Raw genomic sequence first — 20,187 nt, 5'->3', positions numbered from 1 at the left:
CACCGCGCCGCAGTAGGGAGTGGATCAGGTCTAGCTGGTCATCAGAGATCGTCGGGTTCCGTGCCCACATGTCGCATCCCCTTGGGGGTAGGGGGTGTTGCGACATTCCTTTGACCTCACCGACCCGTCGCTACTTCGAGGCTGACCCGTCGCTACTTCGAGGGCGACCCGCCCCTGGTTCGACTGGTGGGGCGCGCGACGCCGCGCCCGCCGGACCGGTGCCTTGCTAACCCATCGCCGCGGCCAGCCGCGTGACGACCTGCTCCAGCCTCGCCGCGCTGGTGGCCATGTTCAGTCGCACGTGGCCCTCGAGGCCGGGGTGGTAGTCGTGGCCGGGCGCCAGCATCACGCCGTGGGCCAGCCCGGCCGCGGCGGGGTCGCCGACGTCGTACGCGCGGAGGTCGAGCCAGGCGAGGTACGTCGCCTCGAGGGGCCGCATCCGGGCAAGCGGCAGGTGCCTGGCGAGCAGGTCGGCGAGGTCCTCGCGCAGGACGTCGAGGCGGTTGCGCAGGGTGTGCAGCCACAGGTCGGAGTCGCGCCAGGCGGCGGCGCCGGCGAGCATCCCGAGGGTCGAGTAGCCGTGGTTGGCCTCGAACGGGATCGCGCGGAACCGCTCGGTGTCGGCCGGGTCGAGGGTCACGACCTGTGCGCACTTCAGGCCCGGGGTGTTGAACGACTTGGAGTGGCTGGTCACGAGGACGGCCGAGGGGTCGAGCGTGAGGTAGGGGACGAAGTCGACGCCCGGCAGGGTCAGCGGCGCGTGGACCTCGTCGACCACGACCCGCGCGTCGTGGGCCGCCGCGAGGTCGCGCACGGCCTCCAGCTCGGCCCGGGTCCAGACCCGGCCGGTCGGGTTGTGCGGGCTGCAGAGCAGCAGCGTGCGGGCGCCCGCCTCGAAGTGCCGCTCCACGGCGGCGAGGTCGAGGGTCGCGGTCTCCGCGTCCGGGTCGAGCTCGACGTACGCCGCCTCGCGACCGGCCAGCGCCACCACGCTCCGGAACGGCGGGTAGCACGGGAGCGGGATCACCACCGGTCCCGGCGGGCACAGCGTCTCCAGCACCAGCCGGAGGCCGGTGATGACGTCGGCGGTGACGGTGCTCGTGCCCTCCGGCACCTCCCAGGACCAGTGCCGCTGCGCGAACCCGCGGAACGACTCCTCCAGCCCGGTCACCACCGGGTGGTCGGCGTACGGCGGGTAGCCGAGCACCCCCTTCGCCACCCCGGCCTGCACGGCCGCGGCGATGGCGGGTGCCGGGGCGTAGTCCATCTCCGCCACCCATGCCGGGATCGTCCCCTCGGGGGCGCGCCCCCACTTCAACGGCAGCGCGGCCCGGGCCTCGGCGTCGGTGTAGTCGCGGATCACCGGACCGAACCTAGCCGTCGCGCGCCCACGCCGCCCGGTCCCACCCGCGCCCGACGGTCGGCAGGCCAGGAGGGCACCGGACCTGTCGTACGTCGGGCGCTGCTGTGGCAGTGGTGCATGGAGGCCTCAGGCCAGCCGCGCGGCCACCTCGGCGATCCGCTCCGGGTCGCCGGGGGTGTGGACGGGGGTCCACTGCTGGCCGAGCCGGTCGCGCGCGGGATCGCCCGCGTAGCGCGGGATCACGTGCAGGTGCACGTGGAACACCGTCTGGAAGGCCGCCTCGCCCGAGCACTGCAGCAGGTTGACGCCGTCGGCGCCGAGCCGGTCGACGGCGCGGGTCGCGAGCTGCTGGGCGACCAGCGCGCAGGCGGCGAGGTCCTCGGCCGGCACGTCGTGCAGGTCGCGCGCGTGCATCTTCGGGATCACCAGCAGGTGGCCGTCGGAGATCGGGTTGATGTCCATGAACGCCAGCACCCGGTCGTCCTCGTGGACCCTCCGGGAGGGCAGGTCGCCCGCGACGATGCTGCAGAAGACGCACGGCTCGCTCATGGCGCCGAGGCTAGCGGTGGGGGTCTCGTGGCTCGTTGCGCTCGCACCTGGACCGGCGCAGAGCAGCTGGTCGTCACGCGGCGAGCGCTGCGACGAGGGTCGAACCCCCGAGCACGAGCGACAGGATGAACGCCCAGCCGCCGGTCAGCCGTCGCCCGCCCTCGCGCTGGGGGAGCAGGCCGGTGGGGCCGCCGAGCAGCAGGAAGGCCACCATGCCGACGGGCGGCAGGATCCAGAGGACCCAGAACCAGCCCCACTGCGTGGCCCGAAGCGGTCGCCGCGTGGCCCCCAGGAGCGCGATCGTGCCGATGAACCCGACGAATCCGAGCACGGTCCACCAGCCGGAGAGCGGCGTCCGAGCCTCGGCCGTGCGCACCGTCAGGTCGGGGAAGCGCTCACGCAGCGTGTCGGCCACGGGCGCCGGCAGCACCTGTCGCCTGGTGCCGGAGCGCTCCGCCATCCCCTCCGGCCGGGCCCCGGTGACGCTGGCACTGCTGTCCACGATCCCGCCGTCCCAGCGCAGCTCCACGCCGCCCACCGTCCGCGGGGTCGTCACGTCCCCCACCACGGTCACCTCCGTGACCTCACCGGCCCGGACCAGGGCCTGGAACGTCGCGTACGACGACTCGCGGGTGGCGTCCCGGACGCCGATGACCGTCACCACCACCCACAGGACGACCAGCGCCCACGCGACCACCATCCGAGCCCGAGACATGGCTCGACCATAGGTCCGCGTCGAGCGACGTTCCGTACGCGGCACAGGCCTTGCGGCCACCGGGTGGAACCCAGCGACCGCGACCGGCGGCGTACGGAACGTCGCTCAGCGCGGGCCGAGCGCCGGCCTCAGAGCCCGGCCGCGACCACCGTGCCCTGCTCGATCGCGCGCTTGGCGTCCAGCTCGGCGGCGACGTCGGCACCGCCGATCAGGTGTGCGGAGGGGTGGTCGAGCCCGTCGAAGACCGAGCGCACCGACTCCTGGCCCGCGCAGACGACGACGTGGTCCACGACCAGCGAGCGAGCCTCGCCGTCGACGGAGTAGAGCAGCTCGACGCCGTCGGGGTGGCCCTGCACGGCGGTGTACGTCGCGCCGGAGACCTGCGTGACGCCGGCCTGCTTCAGCACGGCCCGGTGCGCCCAGCCGGACGTCTTGCCCAGGTGCTTGCCGATCATCGAGGTCTTGCGCTGCAGCAGCGTGACCTCACGGGCGGCGGTGCGCGGCTTGGCCTCGGTGAGTCCGCCGGGGTGCACGGACGGGTCGCCGACGCCCCAGACCTCCATGAAGTCGTCGCGCTCGTCGTGGGTCAGCCAGTGCGAGACGTCCACACCGATGCCGCCGGCGCCGATGACGGCGACCCGGCGACCGGGCACGACCCGGCCGGCCAGCACGTCGGCGTACGACACCACGCGCTCGTGGTCGGCGCCGGGCAGGTCGAGCTCGCGGGGCTCGACGCCGGTGGCGACCACGACGTCGTCGAAGTCGGCGAGGTCGTCGGGAGCGGCGTACGTCGACAGGCGCACGTCGACGCCCAGCACCTCGAGCCGGCGGGTGAAGTAGCGCAGCGTCTCGGCGAACTCCTCCTTGCCCGGCACCGCCATCGCCAGGCGGAACTGCCCGCCCAGCTCGGAGGAGGCCTCGAACAGCGTGACGGCGTGCCCGCGCTCGGCGGCCGAGACCGCGGCCGACAGCCCGGCCGGGCCGGCGCCGACGACCGCGACCCGGCGGGCGCGACGGGTGGGGGAGAGGACCAGCGTGGTCTCGCGGCAGGCGCGCGGGTTGACCAGGCAGGACGCCTTCTTGTTCTGGAAGACGTGGTCCAAGCAGGCCTGGTTGCAGGCGATGCAGGTGTTGATCTCGTCGGCGCGCCCCTCGGCGGCCTTGGCCACGAAGAAGGGATCGGCCAGCAGCGGGCGCGCCATCGAGACCAGGTCGGCGGTGCCGTCGGCGAGGACCTGCTCGGCGAGCTCGGGGGTGTTGATCCGGTTCGACGCGCAGACCGGCACCGACACCTCGGCCTTGAGCCGCGCGGTCGCCGACAGCCAGGCGCCGCGCGGGACCTGGGTGATGATCGTGGGCACCCGGGCCTCGTGCCAGCCGATGCCGGTGTTGAGCACGGTCGCGCCGGCCTCGACGACGCGGTGCGCGAGCTCGGCCACCTCGTCCCAGGTCTGGCCGCCCTCGACCAGGTCGAGCAGCGAGATGCGGTACATGATCGGCAGGTCCGGCCCGACCAGCTCGCGGGTGCGGCGCACGACCTCGACGGGGAAGCGCATCCGCTTCTCGGCGGTCCCGCCCCAGGCGTCGGTGCGGTCGTTGGTGCGCTCGGCGAGGAACTGGTTGATCAGGTAGCCCTCGGAGCCCATGATCTCGACCGCGTCGTAGCCGGCGCGCTGCGCCAGGGCTGCGGTGCGGGCGAAGGCGGAGGCCGTCTTGTCGACGCCCTTGCTGGACAGGGCGGTGGGCTTGAACGGCGTGATCGGCGACTTGCGGTTCGAGGCCGAGACCGAGATCGGCGTGTAGCCGTACCGGCCGGCGTGCAGCACCTGCAGCGCGATCGCCCCGCCGTGCTCGTGGACCGCGCCGGTGACCTGCTTGTGCCGCTCGGCCTGCAGGCGGGTGCGCAGCTCGGAGGCGAAGGGCTTCAGCCAGCCGCGCCGGGTCGGGGCGTAGCCGCCGGTCACGATCAGGCCGACCCCGCCCTTGGCCCGCTCCCCGACGTACGCCGCCAGCTTGGGGACGTCCCACGGCGCGTCCTCGAGCCCGGTGTGCATCGAGCCCATGACGACGCGGTTGCGCAGGGTCAGCCCCGCCAGCGTGAGCGGGGAGAGCAGGTGGGGGTACTGGTCGTTGCTCATGCGTGTGCCTCCAGGTACTCGGTCAGCCAGGTGATCCAGGTCCGCTCCATCAGGACCCCGCCATGCAGGACGAGGTACTGGTCGAGCTCGAGACCCGTGAGGATCGAGGGATCGGGGTAGTCGCGCGCCACGAGCTGCTCGTAGCGCTCGAGCCGGGCGTGGTGGTCGGCCAGGTTGGTGCGTACGACGTCGAGGACCGCTCCCCGGTCCCCCCACGTCGCGGCGCGCATCTTCAGCGCGAGCTCCGAGCGCAGGGACTGGGTCTCGGTCGGCTGGGCCAGCCAGTCGGCGAGCGCCGCGCGACCGAGCTCGGTCACGGCGTACACCTTCTTGTCGGGACGGCCCTCCTGGGCGACCTCGGACACCGAGACCCAGCCGTCGCCGTCCATCCGGCCCAGCACGCGGTAGATCTGCTGGTGCGTGGCGGACCAGAAGTAGCCGATCGAGCGGCTGAACCGCTTGGTCAGCTCCAGCCCGGAGGCCGGCTGCTCGCACAGCGCGACCAGCAGGGCGTGCTCGAGGGCCATGCGGGAGATCATGACCGACCTATGCAACGAGTTGCAACACCGCCGCGGTGTGGCGCCGGTCTCCACGGCCGGTGGTCGAGCAGCCCGAGCGCCAGCGAGGGCGTCGTCGAGACCGCGTGAGGCGTCCGTGGTCGGCGACCACGGTCAGGTGCGGTGGTCTCGACGACGGCTCGCTGGCGCTCGCCTGCTCGACCAACGGCGCGTGGCGCGCCGACCGCCGCTCGCGCCCTACGATCTGCGCATGCGCCGCACCCTCGCCTCCACTGCCGTCCTCGCGCTCGGGACGCTCTCCGCCCTCACCGCCTGCGCCCCGGTCGACGACGAGCCGACCGCCTCCGACCCGGGCAGCTCGCCCAGCGCGACCGAGGAGGCGGGCGTGGATCCGGCCGAGTGCGTCACCGACGACATGCTCCTGGAGCCCGGCGTGCTGACCGTGGGCACCGACTCCCCGGCGTACGAGCCGTGGTTCGTCGACAACGACCCCACCAACGGCGAGGGCTACGAGAGCGCGGTGGCCTACGAGGTGGCCGAGCGGCTCGGCTTCTCCGAGGACCAGGTCACCTGGACGAAGGTCCCCTTCAACACCTCCTACGCGCCCGGCGCGAAGGAGTTCGACTTCGACATCAACCAGATCTCGATCACCCCCGAGCGGGCCGAGGTCGTGGACTTCTCCGCGGGCTACTACCAGGCCGCGCAGGCCGTCATCGCGCTCGAGGGCACCGCCGGCGCGGAGGCCACGAGCCTCGCGGACCTCGCCGACCTGCGCCTCGGTGCCCAGACCGGCACGACGTCGCTCACCGCGATCCGCGACATCATCCAGCCCGCCGAGGACCCGTCGGTCTTCGAGGACACCAACGCCGCCAAGCAGGCGCTGGACAACGACCAGGTCGACGCGATCCTCGCCGACCTCCCCACCGCCTTCTACATCTCCGCGGTCGAGATCCCCGGCTCGGTGATCGTCGGGCAGTTCCAGCCCGAGACCGGTGAGCAGGAGGAGTTCGGCATGCTCTTCGAGAAGGGCTCCCCGCTGGTGGCCTGCGTCGACGCCGCGCTCGCCGCGATGACCGAGGACGGCACGCTCGCGGACATCGAGACCGAGTGGCTCTCCGACGTCGTCGACGTGCCCGAGCTGCAGTAGTGGGACCCGGAGGGGCCGGCACCACGAGTCCCTGGACGCCGAGCGAGCACGAGCTCGGTCGGCGCGACGTACGTCGCCGTCAGCGTCGCCGCTCGCTGGCGGTGGCCACGCTGACGACCCTGCTCGTCCTCGGCGGCCTGGTCGCGGGCCTGGTGACGGCTCCCGGGTGGGAGCGGGTGCAGCAGACCTTCTTCAGCTGGGAGGACGCGCGCGAGTCCTTCCCCGCGATCCTCGACGGCATCTGGCTCAACATCCGGCTCTTCCTCCTGTGCCAGCTGGCGATCCTGCCCCTCGGCCTGCTCATCGCGATCGCCCGCGGCACCCGGTCGCCGTGGCTGGCCCCGGCCCGGGTCGCGGCCGTCGTCTACACCGACGTGGTGCGTGGCATCCCCACGATCCTGCTCGTGGTGCTGCTCGGCTTCGGCGTTCCCGCCCTGCAGCTCCAGGGCCTCACCAACGACCGCACCTTCTGGGCGGGGGTCGCGCTGGTCATCTCCTACTCCGCCTACGTCGCCGAGGTCTTCCGCGCGGGCATCGAGTCGGTCCACCCCTCCCAGGTGGCCAGCGCCCGGGCCCTCGGCCTCGGTCACGTCGCGACGCTGCGGCACGTCGTGGTCCCGCAGGCGGTGCGCCGGGTGGTGCCGCCCCTGCTCAACGACTTCGTGTCCCTCCAGAAGGACACGGCGCTGGTCTCCGCGGTGGGGGTGCTGGACGCGGTCTTCGCCGCCCGCGACTACTCCGCCTTCAACTTCAACTACACGCCCCTGGTCGTCGTCGCTGCCTTCTTCGTCGTCATGACGGTCCCCTTGGCCCGGCTCACCGACTGGCTGCAGCGGCGCCTGGTCGAGCGCGAGAGGGCGGGACTGCGATGAGCGCGCCGCTGCACGGTCAGGGCGCGGCCCTGCTGCAGGTGCGGAACCTGCGCAAGACCTACGGCGAGCGGGTCGTCCTGGACGACGTGTCGCTGGACGTCTCGGCGGGAGATGTGGTCTGCCTCATCGGCTCCTCGGGGTCGGGCAAGTCGACGCTGCTGCGCTGCCTGGACCTGCTCGAGCCGGTCGACGACGGGACGATCCACCTCGACGGCGTGGAGATCACCGACCCCGAGGTCGACGAGCGGGCCGTGCGGCGCCGCGTGGGCATGGTCTTCCAGGCCTACAACCTCTTCCCGCACCTGACCGTGCTGGAGAACTGCACGCTCGCGCCGCGCAAGGCCCACGGCGTACGCCGCCGCGAGGCGCGCACCCGCGCGCTGGAGCTGCTCGAGAGGTTCGGACTGGCCGAGCACGTCGACAAGCACCCGGACCGGCTCTCGGGCGGCCAGCAGCAGCGGGCCGCCGTCGTACGCGCCCTGTGCACCCAGCCGGACCTGCTGCTGCTCGACGAGATCACCGCGGCCCTCGACCCCGAGCTCACCGGCGAGGTGCTCGACATCGTCCGCGACCTGGCCGCCGGCGGGACCACGATGGTGCTGGCGACCCACGAGATGTCCTTCGCGCGCGAGGTCGCGACGACGGTCTGCTTCCTCGAGGGCGGCCGGATCCTCGAGCAGGGTCCGCCGGAGCGGATGTTCAGCGACCCGACCCACGAGCGGACCCGTTCGTTCCTCAAGCGGGTCCTCGCACCGTGACAGTAGTTCTGTCAGGATGCCGCCCATGAGCGAGGCAGCCGAGCAGCACATCGTCCTGGGTCAGGGCTCCGGACCTCTCAGGGGCGTCAAGGTCGTCGAGATCGCCGGCATCGGTCCGGGCCCGCACGCGTGCATGCTGCTGGCCGACCTCGGCGCCGACGTCATCCGGGTCGACCGCCCCGGCGGGCAGCTCATGACCGGCGGCTCCCACGACCTGCTCAACCGCGGCCGTCCTAGCGTGGCGCTCAACCTCAAGGACCCCGAGGCGGTCGCCACCGTGCTCGACCTGGTCGCCGAGGCCGACGTGCTGGTCGAGGGCATGCGCCCCGGCGTCGCGGAGCGGCTCGGCTTCGGCCCTGAGCAGTGCCACGAGCGCAACCCGCGCCTGGTCTACGGCCGGATGACCGGCTGGGGCCAGACCGGTCCGCTGGCCACCGCCGCCGGGCACGACATGAACTACATCGCCATCACCGGCACCCTCTTCGGCCTCGGCCAGGACAAGAGCCGCCCGCACTTCCCGACCAACCTCGTCGGCGACTTCGGCGGCGGCTCGACGTACCTCGTCATCGGCATCCTCGCCGCGCTGCTCGAGGCCAAGGCCTCCGGCCAGGGGCAGGTCGTGGACGCCGCGATCGTGGACGGCACGGCCAGCCTCAACGCGATGACCTCGGCCTTCCTGCACTCCGGCACCTTCACCGAGCAGCGCGCCAGCAACCTGCTCGACGGCGGCGCCCCGTTCTACGACGTCTACGAGACCTCGGACGGCCGGCACATGAGCGTGGGCGCGCTGGAGCCGCAGTTCTTCGCCGAGCTCGTGCGGCTGCTCGGCGTCGAGGACCGCTGCCCCGGCCAGATGGAGTTCGACCGCTTCGACGAGATGCGCGTCCTCTTCGCCGAGACGTTCAAGCAGCGCACGCAGGCCGAGTGGGTCGAGCTCTTCGAGGGCACCGACGCCTGCGTCGCCGGCATCATCCCGATGAGCGAGGCCAAGGACCACCCGCACATGAAGGCGCGCGAGGTCTTCGTCGAGCACCACGGCGTCGTGCAGCCCCAGCCGGCGCCCCGCTTCTCCCGCACCCCCGCGACGCTCGACCTGCCGCCCTCGGAGAAGGCCGGCATCCACACCCGCGCGGCGCTCGCCGCCTGGGGCATCGCCGACGTCGACGGGCTGATCGAGCGCGGGGCCGCGGTCCAGGCCTGATCGGACGCACCGGATGATGATTCCGTGAAGCCGTTCCTCTTCCTCGGCACCCGCGCCGAGGACCTCGCCGCCGACGGCGAGGTGGAGGCGGTCCTGCGCTTCTCCGGGCTCGCGCCCACCGACGTACGACGGGTGCGGCTCGAGCGCGAGACGCTGACCGAGGCCGTGGGGGCTCCCGCGGAGGAGGTCGACCTGGACGCGTTCTCCGGGATCATCCTCGGCGGCGGCCCGTTCAACGTCTCCGACCCCGAGGACACCAAGTCCCCCACGCAGCGCCGGGCCGAGGCCGAGCTGAGGATCCTGGCGGAGCGCGTCGTCGCGGCCGACGTGCCGTTCCTGGGCTGCTGCTACGGCATCGGCACCCTGGGCCGGTTGCTCGGCGGCGTCGTGGACCGCACGTACGGCGAGCCCATCGGCGCCCTGCCCGTCACGCTCACCGACGCGGGTCGCGCCGACCCGTTGCTCGGCGACCTCCCCGCGACCTTCGACGCCTTCCTCGGCCACAAGGAGGCGGTGCGCGAGCTGCCACGCGGCGCGGTGCTGCTCGCCTCCTCGGCCACCTGCCCCGTGCAGGCCTTCCGCCTCGGCACCCGGGTCTACGCCACGCAGTTCCACCCCGAGCTCGACGCCGACCAGCTCGTCACCCGCATCCGGGTCTACGAGCACCACGGCTACTTCGAGGCCGGCGGGGCCGACGTGCTCATCGACGCCGCCCGTGCCGCCAGCGTCACCGAGCCGCCCCGGATCCTGCGGCGGTTCGTGGAGCTCTTCGCGCGGGAGTGATCCGGGTGGGGTTGGTCGAGCAGCGAGCGCCAGCGAGCGTCGTCGAGACCGCCGCACCGGTCCGTGGTCGGCGACCACAGTCAGCTCACGCGGTCTCGACGACGGCTCGCTGACGCTCGCCTGCTCGACCACCGGGTGCTGCGGCTCGCCCGCGCTCCTCGCACGTCGACGTCCGACGCGCGGTCCTACTAATGAACATCTGTCAATAGAGCCGGTTCTCGGCTACCGTCGTCCCCATGAGCCAGACCCAGCCCGAGCACGTCGACGTCCTCGTCATCGGCGCCGGCCTCTCCGGCATCGGAGCCGCCGCGCAGCTGCGCACCCGCCACCCCGGCCGCACGGTCGCCGTCCTCGAGGCGCGCGAGCGCCTCGGCGGCACCTGGGACCTCTTCCGCTACCCCGGCATCCGCAGCGACTCCGACATGTTCACCTTCGGGTACCGCTGGCGCCCCTGGCCCAGCGACACCTCCCTCGCCGACGGCCAGCTGATCCTCGACTACCTCCGCACCGTCGCGGAGGAGTACGCCGTCGACGAGCTGATCCGCTACCAGCACAAGGTCACTGCGGCCAGCTGGAGCAGCGAGGCGCAGCAGTGGACCGTCACGGTCGAGACGCCGGACGGCACGAAGGAGCTCACCACCGGCCTGCTCTGGGGCTGCTCGGGCTACTACGACTACGAGACCGGCCACGCGCCGCACTTCCCCGGCCAGGAGCGGTTCGCCGGCGAGATCGTGCACCCGCAGTTCTGGCCCGAGGACCTCGACTACGCGGGCAAGAAGGTCGTGGTCATCGGCTCCGGCGCCACGGCCATCACCCTGGTCCCCGCCATGGCAGACCAGACCGAGCACATCACGATGCTGCAGCGCTCCCCGACGTACGTGCTCAACCGGCCGGCGCGGGACCCGCTCGCGCGCAAGCTGGCGAAGCTGCCGGAGTCGGTCCGCTACCCGATCGTGCGGTGGTCCAACATCCTCATGCAGGTCGGCTCCTACCAGGCGTTCCAGAAGTTCCCGGGCTGGGCGCGGGGCTACATCCGCAGCCAGACCGTGAAGCTGCTCCCCGAGCACGTCGACGTCGACACGCACTTCAAGCCCGCCTACGACCCGTGGGACCAGCGGCTGTGCGTCGTGCCGAGCGCCGACCTGTTCAAGGCCCTGCAGCGTGGTCAGGCCAGCATCGTCACCGACACGATCGAGACCTTCGACGAGACCGGCATCGTGCTGACCTCGGGTGAGCACCTCGACGCCGACATCATCGTCACCGCCACCGGGTTGAAGATGAAGCCGTTCGGCGGGCTGCCGCTCACCGTCGACGGCGCCGAGGTCAAGCTGCACGACACGATGGCCTACAAGGCGCTGATGCTCTCCGACGTGCCGAACTTCGTCTTCACCATCGGCTACACCAACGCCTCCTGGACGCTCAAGGCCGACCTGGTCGCCGACTACGTCTGCCGGATGCTCGAGCACCTCGACAAGACGGGCCACAAGGTCTTCGTGCCGCGGCGCGACGAGAGCGTGGGCGAGCGACCGTTCATGGACTTCCAGTCCGGCTACGTCCTGCGTGCCCTCGACGACTTGCCCGTCCAGGGCGATCGGGCGCCGTGGCTGCTCAAGCAGAACTACCTCGTCGACGTCCGCAGCATCCGCCGCGCGCCGCTCGAGGACGGGGTGCTCGAGCTGGTGTGACCGGCCGCTGCGACCGGCCCGCTGTGACCGGCGCCGCGCCCGGGCACCCGCGGGGGTGAGATCGACTCCGGCGTACCCGGGAAGGAGTCTGGTGCCAGACATCCGCTATGCACTCGGAGGTGCTTCCATGGGACTGGGCGACAAGATCTCGAACAAGACCGAAGAGCTCAAGGGCCAGGGCAAGGAGTCCGTCGGTGACGCCACCGGCAACGACGACCTGAAGGCCGAGGGCAAGGCCGACCAGGCCTCGGGCAAGGTCAAGGGCGCCGTCGAGGACGTCAAGGACGCCGGCAAGAAGCTCAAGGACGGCCTCACGTCCTGACGTGACGTCGACCACGTCACCTCATGGCGAATAGGACCACCGGGCTGCTCCCCGTACATTGGGGAGCAGCCCGTTCCGGTCTCGCCCCGGGCTCACGAGTCGGCCACCGCGCCGCTCCCCTCCCTCCTGGGAGGCACGTCCGCCCGAGATCCACGGCGGACGCACTGGTGGGACACCCTGCAGTAAGAGATCCCTTGACCAACGCATCGTTCGCCGACCTCGGCGTGCCCGCAGACCTCGTCCGCGTCCTCGCGGACCTCGACATCACCACCCCCACCCCGATCCAGGCAGCGACGCTGCCCGACTCGCTGGCCGGACGCGACGTCCTCGGCCGCGGTCGCACCGGCTCGGGCAAGACCTTCGCCTTCCTCCTGCCCCTCGTCGCCCGCCTCTCCGGTGGTACGCCGGCAGCCTCGAGCCGCCCGCGCGCGCTCGTCCTGGTGCCGACCCGTGAGCTGGCCCAGCAGGTCCAGGAGTCCCTGGCCCCGCTGGCCAAGGCCGCGGGCCTCACCTCCCGCACCGTGTTCGGCGGTGTCGGCCAGGGCCCCCAGGTGCAGTCGCTGCGCCAGGGCGTCGACGTCCTCATCGCCTGCCCCGGCCGGCTCGAGGACCTCATCAAGCAGGGCCACTGCCGCCTGGACCGGATCGAGATCGCGATCCTCGACGAGGCCGACCACATGGCCGACCTCGGCTTCCTGCCGGCCGTGCGCCGGCTGCTGACCGCGACCCCGAAGGGCGGCCAGCGGCTGCTCTTCTCCGCCACCCTCGACAAGGCCGTCGACGTGCTGGTGCGCCAGTTCCTCGATCAGCCCGTCACCCACGAGGCCGACTCGCCGCAGTCGCCGGTCAAGCAGATGGACCACCACGTCCTGCGCCTGGCCCGCGAGCACCGCCTGCCGACGCTGGTGGACCTCACCAGCGCCCCGGGCCGCACGGTCGTGTTCACCCGCACCAAGCACGGCGCCAAGGCGCTGACCCGCCAGCTCAACAGCGCGGGCGTGCCCGCGGTGGAGCTGCACGGCAACCTCGGGCAGGGCGCCCGCACCCGCAACATGGAGGCATTCCACTCCGGGGCCGCCAGCACCCTGGTGGCCACCGACATCGCGGCCCGCGGCATCCACGTCGACGACGTCGCCCTCGTGGTGCACGCCGACCCGCCGGCCGAGCACAAGGCCTACCTCCACCGCTCGGGCCGCACCGCCCGCGCCGGTTCCGCCGGCACGGTCGTCACCCTGAGCACCCCCGACCAGGACCGCGACGTGCGCGACCTGGCCCGTGCCGCCGGCATCAAGCCGCGCATCACCGTCCTCGACGGTCCGGGCCACCCGGTCCTCACCGAGCTCGCCCCGGGCGAGCGCACCCTGGTCCCCGGCGGCCTGGCCCTCACCGCGCCGCAGCCCTCGGGCCAGCAGCGCGGCGGCGGCTCCGGCGGCAACGGTGGTGGCGGCTCGCGCCGTCGCCGGGGTGCCGGCGGCACCGGCGGCTCCGGTCGCGGCGCCTCCTCGCGCTCGGGCGGCAAGCCGGCCCAGGGGTCCGGCCAGAAGTCGGCCCAGGGCTCGGGCCAGAAGTCGTCCGGGTCGTCCCAGAAGTCGTCGGCCGGAGCCCGCTCCGGTCGCCGTCCTGCCGCCGCTGGGTCCGGGACCTCCCGCCACAGCGCCGCGTCGTTCAGCTCCAAGGCCCGCTGAGGGGGTAGCCGCTGATGAGGTCGCAGGTGCGTCGGGCGTTGTGGGACATGGTCCCGCGCGACCATCGCGAGAGCCAGGAAGCCCTGCGACGGCGCCAGCTCGTCGTCCTCGGCTTCGTGCTCGTCGGGGCCGTGGTGCTCGGGTTCTCCCTGCGCACCGAGCCCGGCTCGACCCAGTTCTACGTCTTCACCCTGGCCATGGCCGGGCTGTGGAGCGTCGGCGCCTTCGTCTCCGGACCCCTGCACCTGGGCCGCATCGCCCTGCGCGACGACTACGTCAGGCCCGTCCTCACCCCCTTCGTGGTGGGGGCGGTCCTGGTCGGCGTCTTCACCCTGGGCGGCCTGCTCGTGCGGTCGCTGTCCTTCCTCGACCCGCTCACCGCCCAGATCCGTGACGTCCTCGCCTACACCAGCGAGAGCAACATCTGGGTGCTCGCCCTCATCACCGCCGTCAACGGCGTCGCCGAGGAGCTCTTCTTCCGCGGCGGTGCGTACGCCGCGGTCACCAAGCACCCGGTCTACGTCACGACCATCGCGTACGCCGTCGCCACCGCCGCCACCGGCAACATCATGCTGAGCTTCGCCGCCGTGCTCCTCGGCCTCGTCGTCGGCCTGGAGCGCCGGGCCTCCGGCGGCATCCTCGCGCCGATCATCACGCACCTGACCTGGTCGCTGTCGATGCTCGTGATCCTGCCGCTGATCTTCCTCTGACGCCGGTCGTTGGTCGAGCAGCCCGAGCGCCAGCGAGGGCGTCGTCGAGACCGCGTGAGCTGGCTGTGGTCGGCGACCACAGGCCGGTGCGGCGGTCTCGACGACGGCTCGCTGGCGCTCGCCTGCTCGACCAACAGGTGCCGGACGGCTCGCTGGCGCTCGCCTGCTCGACCAACAGAGCAGGCTCAGTCCTCGGCGATCGCCTGGCGCACGGCCTCGGCGTAGGTCATCGGCTCGCCCGGGACCACGTCGCGGATGGTGAAGTCGGTCTGCACGACCTCGGTGCCCATCGACTCGATCAGGTTGCCGGCGGTGGTGGCGTCCACGCCGGTGACCAGCTTGATCCACCACTCCGAGAGCATCGGGGTCCCGATGGGGACCTGGAGGATCGGCACCTTGCGCCCGTGCATGACCTCGGCCGCGCCCTGCAGCATCCCCTTGTAGGACAGCTGGTCCGCGCCGCCGATCTCGAAGACCCGGTCCTTGGCGTCGTCGTTGCCGGTGACGCCCACGAGGTAGCGGATGACGTCGTCCACGGCGATCGGCTGCGTGCGGGTGCCGGCCCAGCGGGGCACGACCATGACCGGCAGGTTCTTCACCAGCTCGCGGGTCATCTCCCACGAGATGCCGCCCGAGCCGACCACGATCGCGGCCCGGAGCACCGTCACGGGCACACCCGCCTCACCGAGCAGCTTCTCGACCTCGCGACGCGAGCGCAGGTGCGGCGACAGGTCCTCCCCGTCCTTGCCGAGCCCGCCGAGGTAGACGATCTGCCCCACGCCCTGGGCAGCCGCGGCCGCTCCGAAGGCCTTCGCCGCCTCGGCGTCCTTGCGCTCGAAGTCGTTGTCGTCGAGGGAGTGGACGAGGTAGATCGCGACGTCGACGCCCTCCAGCGGCTCGGCCAGCGAGCCGGGGTCGAAGACGTCGCCGCCGACGGGGGTGCCGGGGCCGTCGTACGACTCCGGGCGCCGGGTCATGGCGCGCACGTCGTGGCCGGCCTCGATCAGTGCCGGCACGAGGCGGCGGCCGATGAAGCCGGTGGCGCCGGTGACCAGGACGGTGAGGCTCATGCGCCCAGACTAGGAGCCGGCGCCGGCGTACGACACACCCGTCCTGGGAGGCTGCTGGACAACGCAGCCAGCGTGCGTCCACCGCGACGCGCGGCAGGCCGGATCGTCCAGCCGGCTCCTAGGGAGCCGGGGCCTGCTTGCCCGGGTCCGGGCGGCCGCGCTCGGCGCGGGCGCGGATCTGCTCGCGGCGGGTCTCGTCCATCGCCTGCTCGTACGCCGCGACCAGGCTGGCGATCGAGAGCGGCTTGATCCGCTCCACGACCTCGCGGATCGTCTCAGCCGAGGCGCCCGCCTCCTTGTACGCCGGCCACACCTGCGTCAGGAACAGGTCGTTGAGCTCCTCGGCGACCTGGCGGCCGTGGCGGGAGTAGATCTCCGCCGCGGCCACGGCGGCCTCGGTGGGGAAGCCGAGCTCGAGCAGCCCGACCCCCACGGCCAGCTGGGTCGGGGTCACCGACCACGCGCCGCGGCGGCCCTCGGCGGGGCGGATGATGCGCAGCGCCTGCAGCAGGCGCAGGGCGTCGGCGTCCAGGTCGCGACCGGCCCGGGCGACCAGCTCGGCGGTGGTCATCTCGACGGTGGCCTCGGCCTGCCACGGCGCGAGCATCGTGCGGTGCAGGGCGATCTGCTCGGGGGTGGCGTCCTCGGGCACGGCGGCGAGGTACTTCTCGATCGCCGACAGCGTGAAGCCGTGGGTCTGCAGCTCGCGGACCAGCTCGAGCCGGGAGACGTGGTCGGGGGTGTAGTAGCCCGAGCGACCGCGCCGGATCGGCGGCGGCACCAGGCCCTTGGTCGTGTAGAAGCGCACGTTGCGCACGCTCATGCCGACCCGGGTCGTGAGGTCCTCGAGGGTCAGCAGCTCCTCGGGCTTGGCCGCAGGCCGCTCCGATGTGTCCGCCATCACACCTCCTCCGGTCCGGTCCGCTCCTTGACGACGGTGACAGTATCGGTGTCACAATCGACGCACAACGTACTGCAACCCCCGAGGACGGTCATGGCTGAAGCATTCGTGTACGACCACATCCGCACGCCGCGCGGCAAGGGCAAGGCGGCGGGCTCGCTGCACGAGGTCAAGCCGGTCGACCTGGTGGTCGGCCTGCTCGACGAGATCAAGGTGCGCAACCCCACCCTCGACCCGAACCGCGTCGACGACGTCGTCCTCGGTGTCGTGACCCCCGTCGGCGAGCAGGGTGGCGACATCGCCAAGACCGCCGCGCTGGCCGCCGGCTACCCCGACACCGTCGCCGGCGTGCAGCTGAACCGCTTCTGCGCCTCCGGCCTCGAGGCCGTGAACCAGGCCGCCGGTCGCATCCGCGGCGGCATGGAGGACCTGATCTTCGCCGGTGGCGTGGAGTCGATGTCCAACGTGCCGATGGGCTCCGACGGCGGTGCCTGGGCCCAGGACCCCGCCACCGCGCTCAAGGCCGGGTTCGTCCCGCAGGGCATCGGTGCCGACCTGATCGCCACCATCGAGGGCTGGAGCCGCGAGGACGTCGACGCCTTCGCCGCCGAGTCCAACCACCGCGCCGCCAAGGCGTGGGCCAACGGCTACTTCGCCGACTCCGTCATCCCGGTCAAGGACATCAACGGCGTCACGGTCCTCGACCACGACGAGCTGATCCGCCCCGACACGAGCGTCGAGGGCCTGGCCGGCCTCAAGCCCTCCTTCGCCCAGATCGGGGCCGACGCGGGCTTCGACGACGTGGCGCTGGAGAAGTACCACTGGATCGAGAAGATCAACCACGTCCACCACGCCGGCAACTCCTCCGGCATCGTCGACGGTGCGGCCCTCATGGCCATCGGCACCGAGCAGGTCGGCAAGGACCTCGGCCTGACCCCGCGCGCGCGGATCGTCTCCATGGCCGTCTCGGGCGCCGACCCGACGATCATGCTCACCGGTCCCGCTCCGGCCGCCCGCAAGGCGCTCGCCAAGGCCGGCCTGGAGACCAAGGACATCGACCTGTTCGAGATCAACGAGGCATTCGCCGCGGTCGCCATGCGCTTCATGCGCGACATGGGCATCTCCGACGAGATCACCAACGTCAACGGCGGCGCCATCGCCATGGGCCACCCCCTCGGCGCCACCGGCGCGATGATCCTCGGCACGCTCATCGACGAGCTGCAGCGTCGCGACCTCAAGCGCGGCCTGGCCACGCTCTGCGTCGGCGGCGGCATGGGTATCGCGACGATCGTCGAGGTCCTCTGACGACGAAGTCGTCAGGAGGACCTTCGACGATCGTGCGATACGTCGTTGGTCGAGCGAGCGGCGCGACTGAGGAACGAAGTCGTGACCCGCGTGTCGAGACCGCGTGAGGTACGCACCCACGGCGACCACGCCCGCCGGACACGGCGAGTGCCGCCGTACGCCCCTAGAACTTCCCTGAATCGAACAGGAACCCACAGAACACATGAGCGCCACCGAGACCCAGACCGCCGTCCACTACGAGAAGGACGCCGACGGCATCGTCACCCTCACCCTGGACGACCCCACCGCGTCGGCCAACACCATGAACGACCTCTACCGCGAGTCGATCAACGCCGCGATCGACCGCCTCTACGACGAGCTGGCCGCCGACGAGTCACAGGTCTTGGGCGTCGTGATCGCCTCGGCGAAGAAGACCTTCTTCGCCGGCGGCAACCTCAAGGGCATGGTCCAGGCCGGCCCGGCCGACGCCGAGGACGTCTTCCGGATGGCCGAGGACGTCAAGGCCGGCCTGCGCCGCCTGGAGAAGCTGCCCAAGCCCGTCGTGGCCGCGATCAACGGCGCCGCGCTCGGTGGCGGCCTCGAGATCACCCTGGCCTGCAACCGCCGCGTCTGCGTCGACGACCGCTCGGTCAAGCTCGGCCTCCCCGAGGTCAGCCTGGGCCTGCTGCCCGGCGGCGGCGGCGTCACCCGCATCGTGCGGATGTTCGGGCTGCAGGACGGCCTGATGAGCGTGCTGCTCGAGGGCAAGCAGTTCAGCCCCCAGCAGGCGCTGGAGAAGGGCCTGGTCGACGAGCTGGTCGCCACCCGCGAGGAGCTCGTGCCGGCCGCCAAGAAGTGGATCCTCGAGAACCCCGACAAGCACCAGAACCCCTGGGACGCCCCCGGCTACAAGATGCCCGGTGGCTCGCCGAAGTCCCCGGCCCTGGCCGGCTTCCTGCCCGCGTTCCCCGCGCTGCTGCGCAAGCAGACCAAGGGCGCGGTCTACCCCGCCGCACGGGCGATCCTCTCGGCCGCGGTCGAGGGCGCCAGTCGTGACTTCGACACCGCCTCGCGGATCGAGTCGCGCTACCTGACGAACCTGATCGTCAACCAGGGCTCGAAGAACATGATCCAGGCGTTCTTCTTCGACCTGCAGGCGATCAACGCCGGCAAGCTGCGCCCCCAGGGCATCGAGCCCTGGAAGGCCACGAAGGTCGCCGTCCTCGGCGCCGGGATGATGGGTGCGGGCATCGCCTACTCCTGCGCCCGCGCCGGCATGGAGGTCGTGCTGAAGGACGTCTCCGCCGAGGCCGCCGCCCGCGGCAAGGCCTACTCGGAGAAGATCAACGAGAAGGCCGTCTCGCGCGGCAAGCTCACGCAGGAGAAGTCCGACGAGCTGCTCGGCCGGATCACCCCGACCGACGACTACGCCGACCTGGCCGGCTGCGACCTGGTCATCGAGGCCGTCTTCGAGGACCCCTCGCTGAAGCACCAGGTCTTCGCCGAGGCCGCCAAGCACGTCAACCCCGACGCGCTGCTGTGCTCCAACACCTCGACGCTGCCGATCACCGAGCTCGCCGAGGGCGTGGACCGTCCCGCCGACTTCATCGGCCTGCACTTCTTCTCCCCCGTGGACAAGATGCCGCTGGTCGAGATCATCAAGGGCAAGGCGACCTCCGACGAGGCGCTGGCCAAGGCCTACGACGTGGTCCAGCAGATCAAGAAGACCCCGATCGTGGTCAACGACAGCCGCGGCTTCTACACCTCGCGGGTCATCGGCACCATGGTCAACGAGGGTCTGGCGATGCTGGCCGAGGGTGCGGCGCCGTACTCCATCGAGCGCGCCGCGACCCAGGCCGGCTACCCCGTCGGCCCGCTGCAGCTCACCGACGAGCTCAACATGGAGCTGATGTCCAAGATCGCCAAGGCGACCAAGGACGCGGCCGAGCGCGACGGCGGCACCTACGAGCCGCACCCCGGCTCGCTGGTCGTGGAGAAGATGATCGAGCTCGAGCGCCCCTCCCGGCTCAAGGGCGCGGGCTTCTTCGACTACGTCGACGGCAAGCGCGGCTCGATCTGGCCCGGCCTGGCCGAGGTCTACCCGGTCGCCGAGCAGCAGATCCCCTTCGTCGACATGAAGGAGCGGATGCTCTTCGCCGAGGCGGTCGAGACGGCCAAGTGCTTCGAGGAGGGCGTCATCGAGTCGGCGGCGGCCGCCAACATCGGCTCGATCATGGGCATCGGCTTCCCGCCGATGACCGGTGGCGCCGCGCAGTTCATGACCGGCTACGAGGGCCCCGAGGGCACCGTCGCCGCCGGTGAGATCGGCCTCGCGGCGTTCGTGAAGCGCGCCGACGACCTGGCCGACAAGTACGGCGAGCGCTTCCGCCCCACGCAGTACCTCCGCGACCTCGCGGCGAAGGGCGAGTCCTTCCCCGCCTGACCCCCGACCGCCGGACCGTCACTTCTGAACCCCCGAGCCGTCA

18 protein-coding genes are annotated in these 20,187 nt (G+C 71.9%); 11 read left to right on the top strand and 7 right to left on the bottom strand.

The annotated features are described in order from the left end of the window. Positions 1-226 precede the first annotated feature (226 nt). The 5 genes from ACYVID_RS16395 to ACYVID_RS16375 all read right to left on the bottom strand — a co-directional run bounded on the left by ACYVID_RS16395 (position 227) and on the right by ACYVID_RS16375 (position 5,292). Entirely contained in the window at positions 227-1,363 is a 1,137-nt protein-coding gene (locus ACYVID_RS16395) for a MalY/PatB family protein (protein ID WP_460738871.1), read from the bottom strand. A 126-nt stretch (positions 1,364-1,489) separates the two neighbouring features. Beyond that, entirely contained in the window at positions 1,490-1,912 is a 423-nt protein-coding gene (locus ACYVID_RS16390) for an HIT family protein (protein WP_460738869.1), read from the bottom strand. 73 nt (positions 1,913-1,985) lie between these two features. Further along, entirely contained in the window at positions 1,986-2,627 is a 642-nt protein-coding gene (locus tag ACYVID_RS16385) for a hypothetical protein (protein ID WP_460738867.1), read from the bottom strand. 128 nt (positions 2,628-2,755) lie between these two features. Continuing rightward, positions 2,756-4,765 (bottom strand): FAD-dependent oxidoreductase, encoded by a 2,010-nt coding sequence (locus ACYVID_RS16380; RefSeq protein ID WP_460738865.1) that lies wholly within the window; start codon positions 4,763-4,765, stop codon positions 2,756-2,758. Further along, a complete protein-coding gene (locus ACYVID_RS16375) occupies positions 4,762-5,292 on the bottom strand; it encodes a PadR family transcriptional regulator (RefSeq protein WP_460738863.1) in 531 nt (176 codons plus the stop codon). Before ACYVID_RS16375 ends, ACYVID_RS16380 begins: the two co-directional genes overlap by 4 nt. A 241-nt stretch (positions 5,293-5,533) precedes the next feature. On the opposite strand from ACYVID_RS16375, the gene ACYVID_RS16370 reads away from it, so the two are divergent. The 9 genes from ACYVID_RS16370 (at position 5,534) to ACYVID_RS16330 (ending at position 14,446) form a co-directional block, all read left to right on the top strand. Then, on the top strand, positions 5,534-6,430 hold the full coding sequence (locus ACYVID_RS16370) for an ABC transporter substrate-binding protein (RefSeq protein WP_460738861.1): 897 nt from the start codon (positions 5,534-5,536) through the stop codon (positions 6,428-6,430). Further along, entirely contained in the window at positions 6,430-7,302 is an 873-nt protein-coding gene (locus tag ACYVID_RS16365; protein WP_460738859.1) for an amino acid ABC transporter permease, read from the top strand. The genes ACYVID_RS16370 and ACYVID_RS16365 overlap by 1 nt, the downstream gene beginning before the upstream one ends. Next, positions 7,299-8,060 (top strand): amino acid ABC transporter ATP-binding protein, encoded by a 762-nt coding sequence (locus ACYVID_RS16360; RefSeq protein ID WP_460738857.1) that lies wholly within the window; start codon positions 7,299-7,301, stop codon positions 8,058-8,060. Before ACYVID_RS16365 ends, ACYVID_RS16360 begins: the two co-directional genes overlap by 4 nt. 25 nt (positions 8,061-8,085) lie before the next feature. Beyond that, positions 8,086-9,261 (top strand): CaiB/BaiF CoA transferase family protein, encoded by a 1,176-nt coding sequence (locus ACYVID_RS16355; protein WP_460738855.1) that lies wholly within the window; start codon positions 8,086-8,088, stop codon positions 9,259-9,261. Positions 9,262-9,285: 24 nt separating this feature from the next. Beyond that, positions 9,286-10,044 carry a glutamine amidotransferase gene (locus ACYVID_RS16350; RefSeq protein ID WP_460738853.1) on the top strand — a complete coding sequence of 253 codons (759 nt, stop codon included), beginning with the start codon at positions 9,286-9,288 and terminating at the stop codon, positions 10,042-10,044. Positions 10,045-10,280: 236 nt separating this feature from the next. Continuing rightward, positions 10,281-11,729, top strand: a complete 1,449-nt coding sequence (locus tag ACYVID_RS16345) for a flavin-containing monooxygenase (RefSeq protein WP_460738851.1) — start codon at positions 10,281-10,283, stop codon at positions 11,727-11,729. Between the two features lie 127 nt (positions 11,730-11,856). Then, entirely contained in the window at positions 11,857-12,051 is a 195-nt protein-coding gene (locus tag ACYVID_RS16340; RefSeq protein ID WP_300644136.1) for a CsbD family protein, read from the top strand. 194 nt (positions 12,052-12,245) lie between these two features. Beyond that, entirely contained in the window at positions 12,246-13,736 is a 1,491-nt protein-coding gene (locus ACYVID_RS16335) for a DEAD/DEAH box helicase (protein ID WP_460738849.1), read from the top strand. Between the two features lie 14 nt (positions 13,737-13,750). Then, positions 13,751-14,446 carry a CPBP family intramembrane glutamic endopeptidase gene (locus tag ACYVID_RS16330; protein ID WP_460738847.1) on the top strand — a complete coding sequence of 232 codons (696 nt, stop codon included), beginning with the start codon at positions 13,751-13,753 and terminating at the stop codon, positions 14,444-14,446. A gap of 185 nt (positions 14,447-14,631) precedes the next feature. On the opposite strand, the gene ACYVID_RS16325 is transcribed toward ACYVID_RS16330, so the two are convergent. Further along, positions 14,632-15,516, bottom strand: coding sequence for an NAD(P)H-binding protein (locus tag ACYVID_RS16325; protein WP_460738845.1), 885 nt, complete (start codon positions 15,514-15,516; stop codon positions 14,632-14,634). 118 nt (positions 15,517-15,634) lie between these two features. After that, the gene (locus ACYVID_RS16320; RefSeq protein ID WP_460738844.1) at positions 15,635-16,417 is read right to left on the bottom strand and encodes a MerR family transcriptional regulator; all 783 of its coding nucleotides are present in this window, start codon (positions 16,415-16,417) and stop codon (positions 15,635-15,637) included. 93 nt (positions 16,418-16,510) lie between these two features. On the opposite strand from ACYVID_RS16320, the gene ACYVID_RS16315 reads away from it, so the two are divergent. Together ACYVID_RS16315 and ACYVID_RS16310 are read left to right on the top strand one after the other, a co-directional pair. Further along, complete coding sequence (locus ACYVID_RS16315; RefSeq protein WP_460738842.1) at positions 16,511-17,722, top strand: acetyl-CoA C-acetyltransferase; 1,212 nt, start codon at positions 16,511-16,513, stop codon at positions 17,720-17,722. A 202-nt stretch (positions 17,723-17,924) separates the two neighbouring features. Beyond that, entirely contained in the window at positions 17,925-20,144 is a 2,220-nt protein-coding gene (locus tag ACYVID_RS16310; protein WP_460738840.1) for a 3-hydroxyacyl-CoA dehydrogenase NAD-binding domain-containing protein, read from the top strand. Positions 20,145-20,187 lie beyond the last annotated feature (43 nt).

The organism is Nocardioides ginkgobilobae (assembly GCF_054781275.1).
The sequence above is the reverse complement of the archived record's forward strand: the minus strand, read 5'-3'. Positions and strand labels throughout refer to the sequence as shown.

What these genes read in the sequence shown, in the direction of transcription:
- ACYVID_RS16375 (WP_460738863.1), bottom strand. Translation starts at nt 5,292, where the DNA reads ATGGCCCTCGAGCACGCCCTGCTGGTCGCGCTGTGCGAGCAGCCGGCC.
- ACYVID_RS16340 (WP_300644136.1), top strand. Translation starts at nt 11,857, where the DNA reads ATGGGACTGGGCGACAAGATCTCGAACAAGACCGAAGAGCTCAAGGGC.
- ACYVID_RS16385 (WP_460738867.1), bottom strand. Translation starts at nt 2,627, where the DNA reads ATGTCTCGGGCTCGGATGGTGGTCGCGTGGGCGCTGGTCGTCCTGTGG.
- ACYVID_RS16310 (WP_460738840.1), top strand. Translation starts at nt 17,925, where the DNA reads ATGAGCGCCACCGAGACCCAGACCGCCGTCCACTACGAGAAGGACGCC.
- ACYVID_RS16320 (WP_460738844.1), bottom strand. Translation starts at nt 16,417, where the DNA reads ATGGCGGACACATCGGAGCGGCCTGCGGCCAAGCCCGAGGAGCTGCTG.
- ACYVID_RS16345 (WP_460738851.1), top strand. Translation starts at nt 10,281, where the DNA reads ATGAGCCAGACCCAGCCCGAGCACGTCGACGTCCTCGTCATCGGCGCC.
- ACYVID_RS16355 (WP_460738855.1), top strand. Translation starts at nt 8,086, where the DNA reads ATGAGCGAGGCAGCCGAGCAGCACATCGTCCTGGGTCAGGGCTCCGGA.
- ACYVID_RS16390 (WP_460738869.1), bottom strand. Translation starts at nt 1,912, where the DNA reads ATGAGCGAGCCGTGCGTCTTCTGCAGCATCGTCGCGGGCGACCTGCCC.
- ACYVID_RS16360 (WP_460738857.1), top strand. Translation starts at nt 7,299, where the DNA reads ATGAGCGCGCCGCTGCACGGTCAGGGCGCGGCCCTGCTGCAGGTGCGG.
- ACYVID_RS16370 (WP_460738861.1), top strand. Translation starts at nt 5,534, where the DNA reads ATGCGCCGCACCCTCGCCTCCACTGCCGTCCTCGCGCTCGGGACGCTC.
- ACYVID_RS16330 (WP_460738847.1), top strand. Translation starts at nt 13,751, where the DNA reads ATGAGGTCGCAGGTGCGTCGGGCGTTGTGGGACATGGTCCCGCGCGAC.
- ACYVID_RS16380 (WP_460738865.1), bottom strand. Translation starts at nt 4,765, where the DNA reads ATGAGCAACGACCAGTACCCCCACCTGCTCTCCCCGCTCACGCTGGCG.
- ACYVID_RS16315 (WP_460738842.1), top strand. Translation starts at nt 16,511, where the DNA reads ATGGCTGAAGCATTCGTGTACGACCACATCCGCACGCCGCGCGGCAAG.
- ACYVID_RS16325 (WP_460738845.1), bottom strand. Translation starts at nt 15,516, where the DNA reads ATGAGCCTCACCGTCCTGGTCACCGGCGCCACCGGCTTCATCGGCCGC.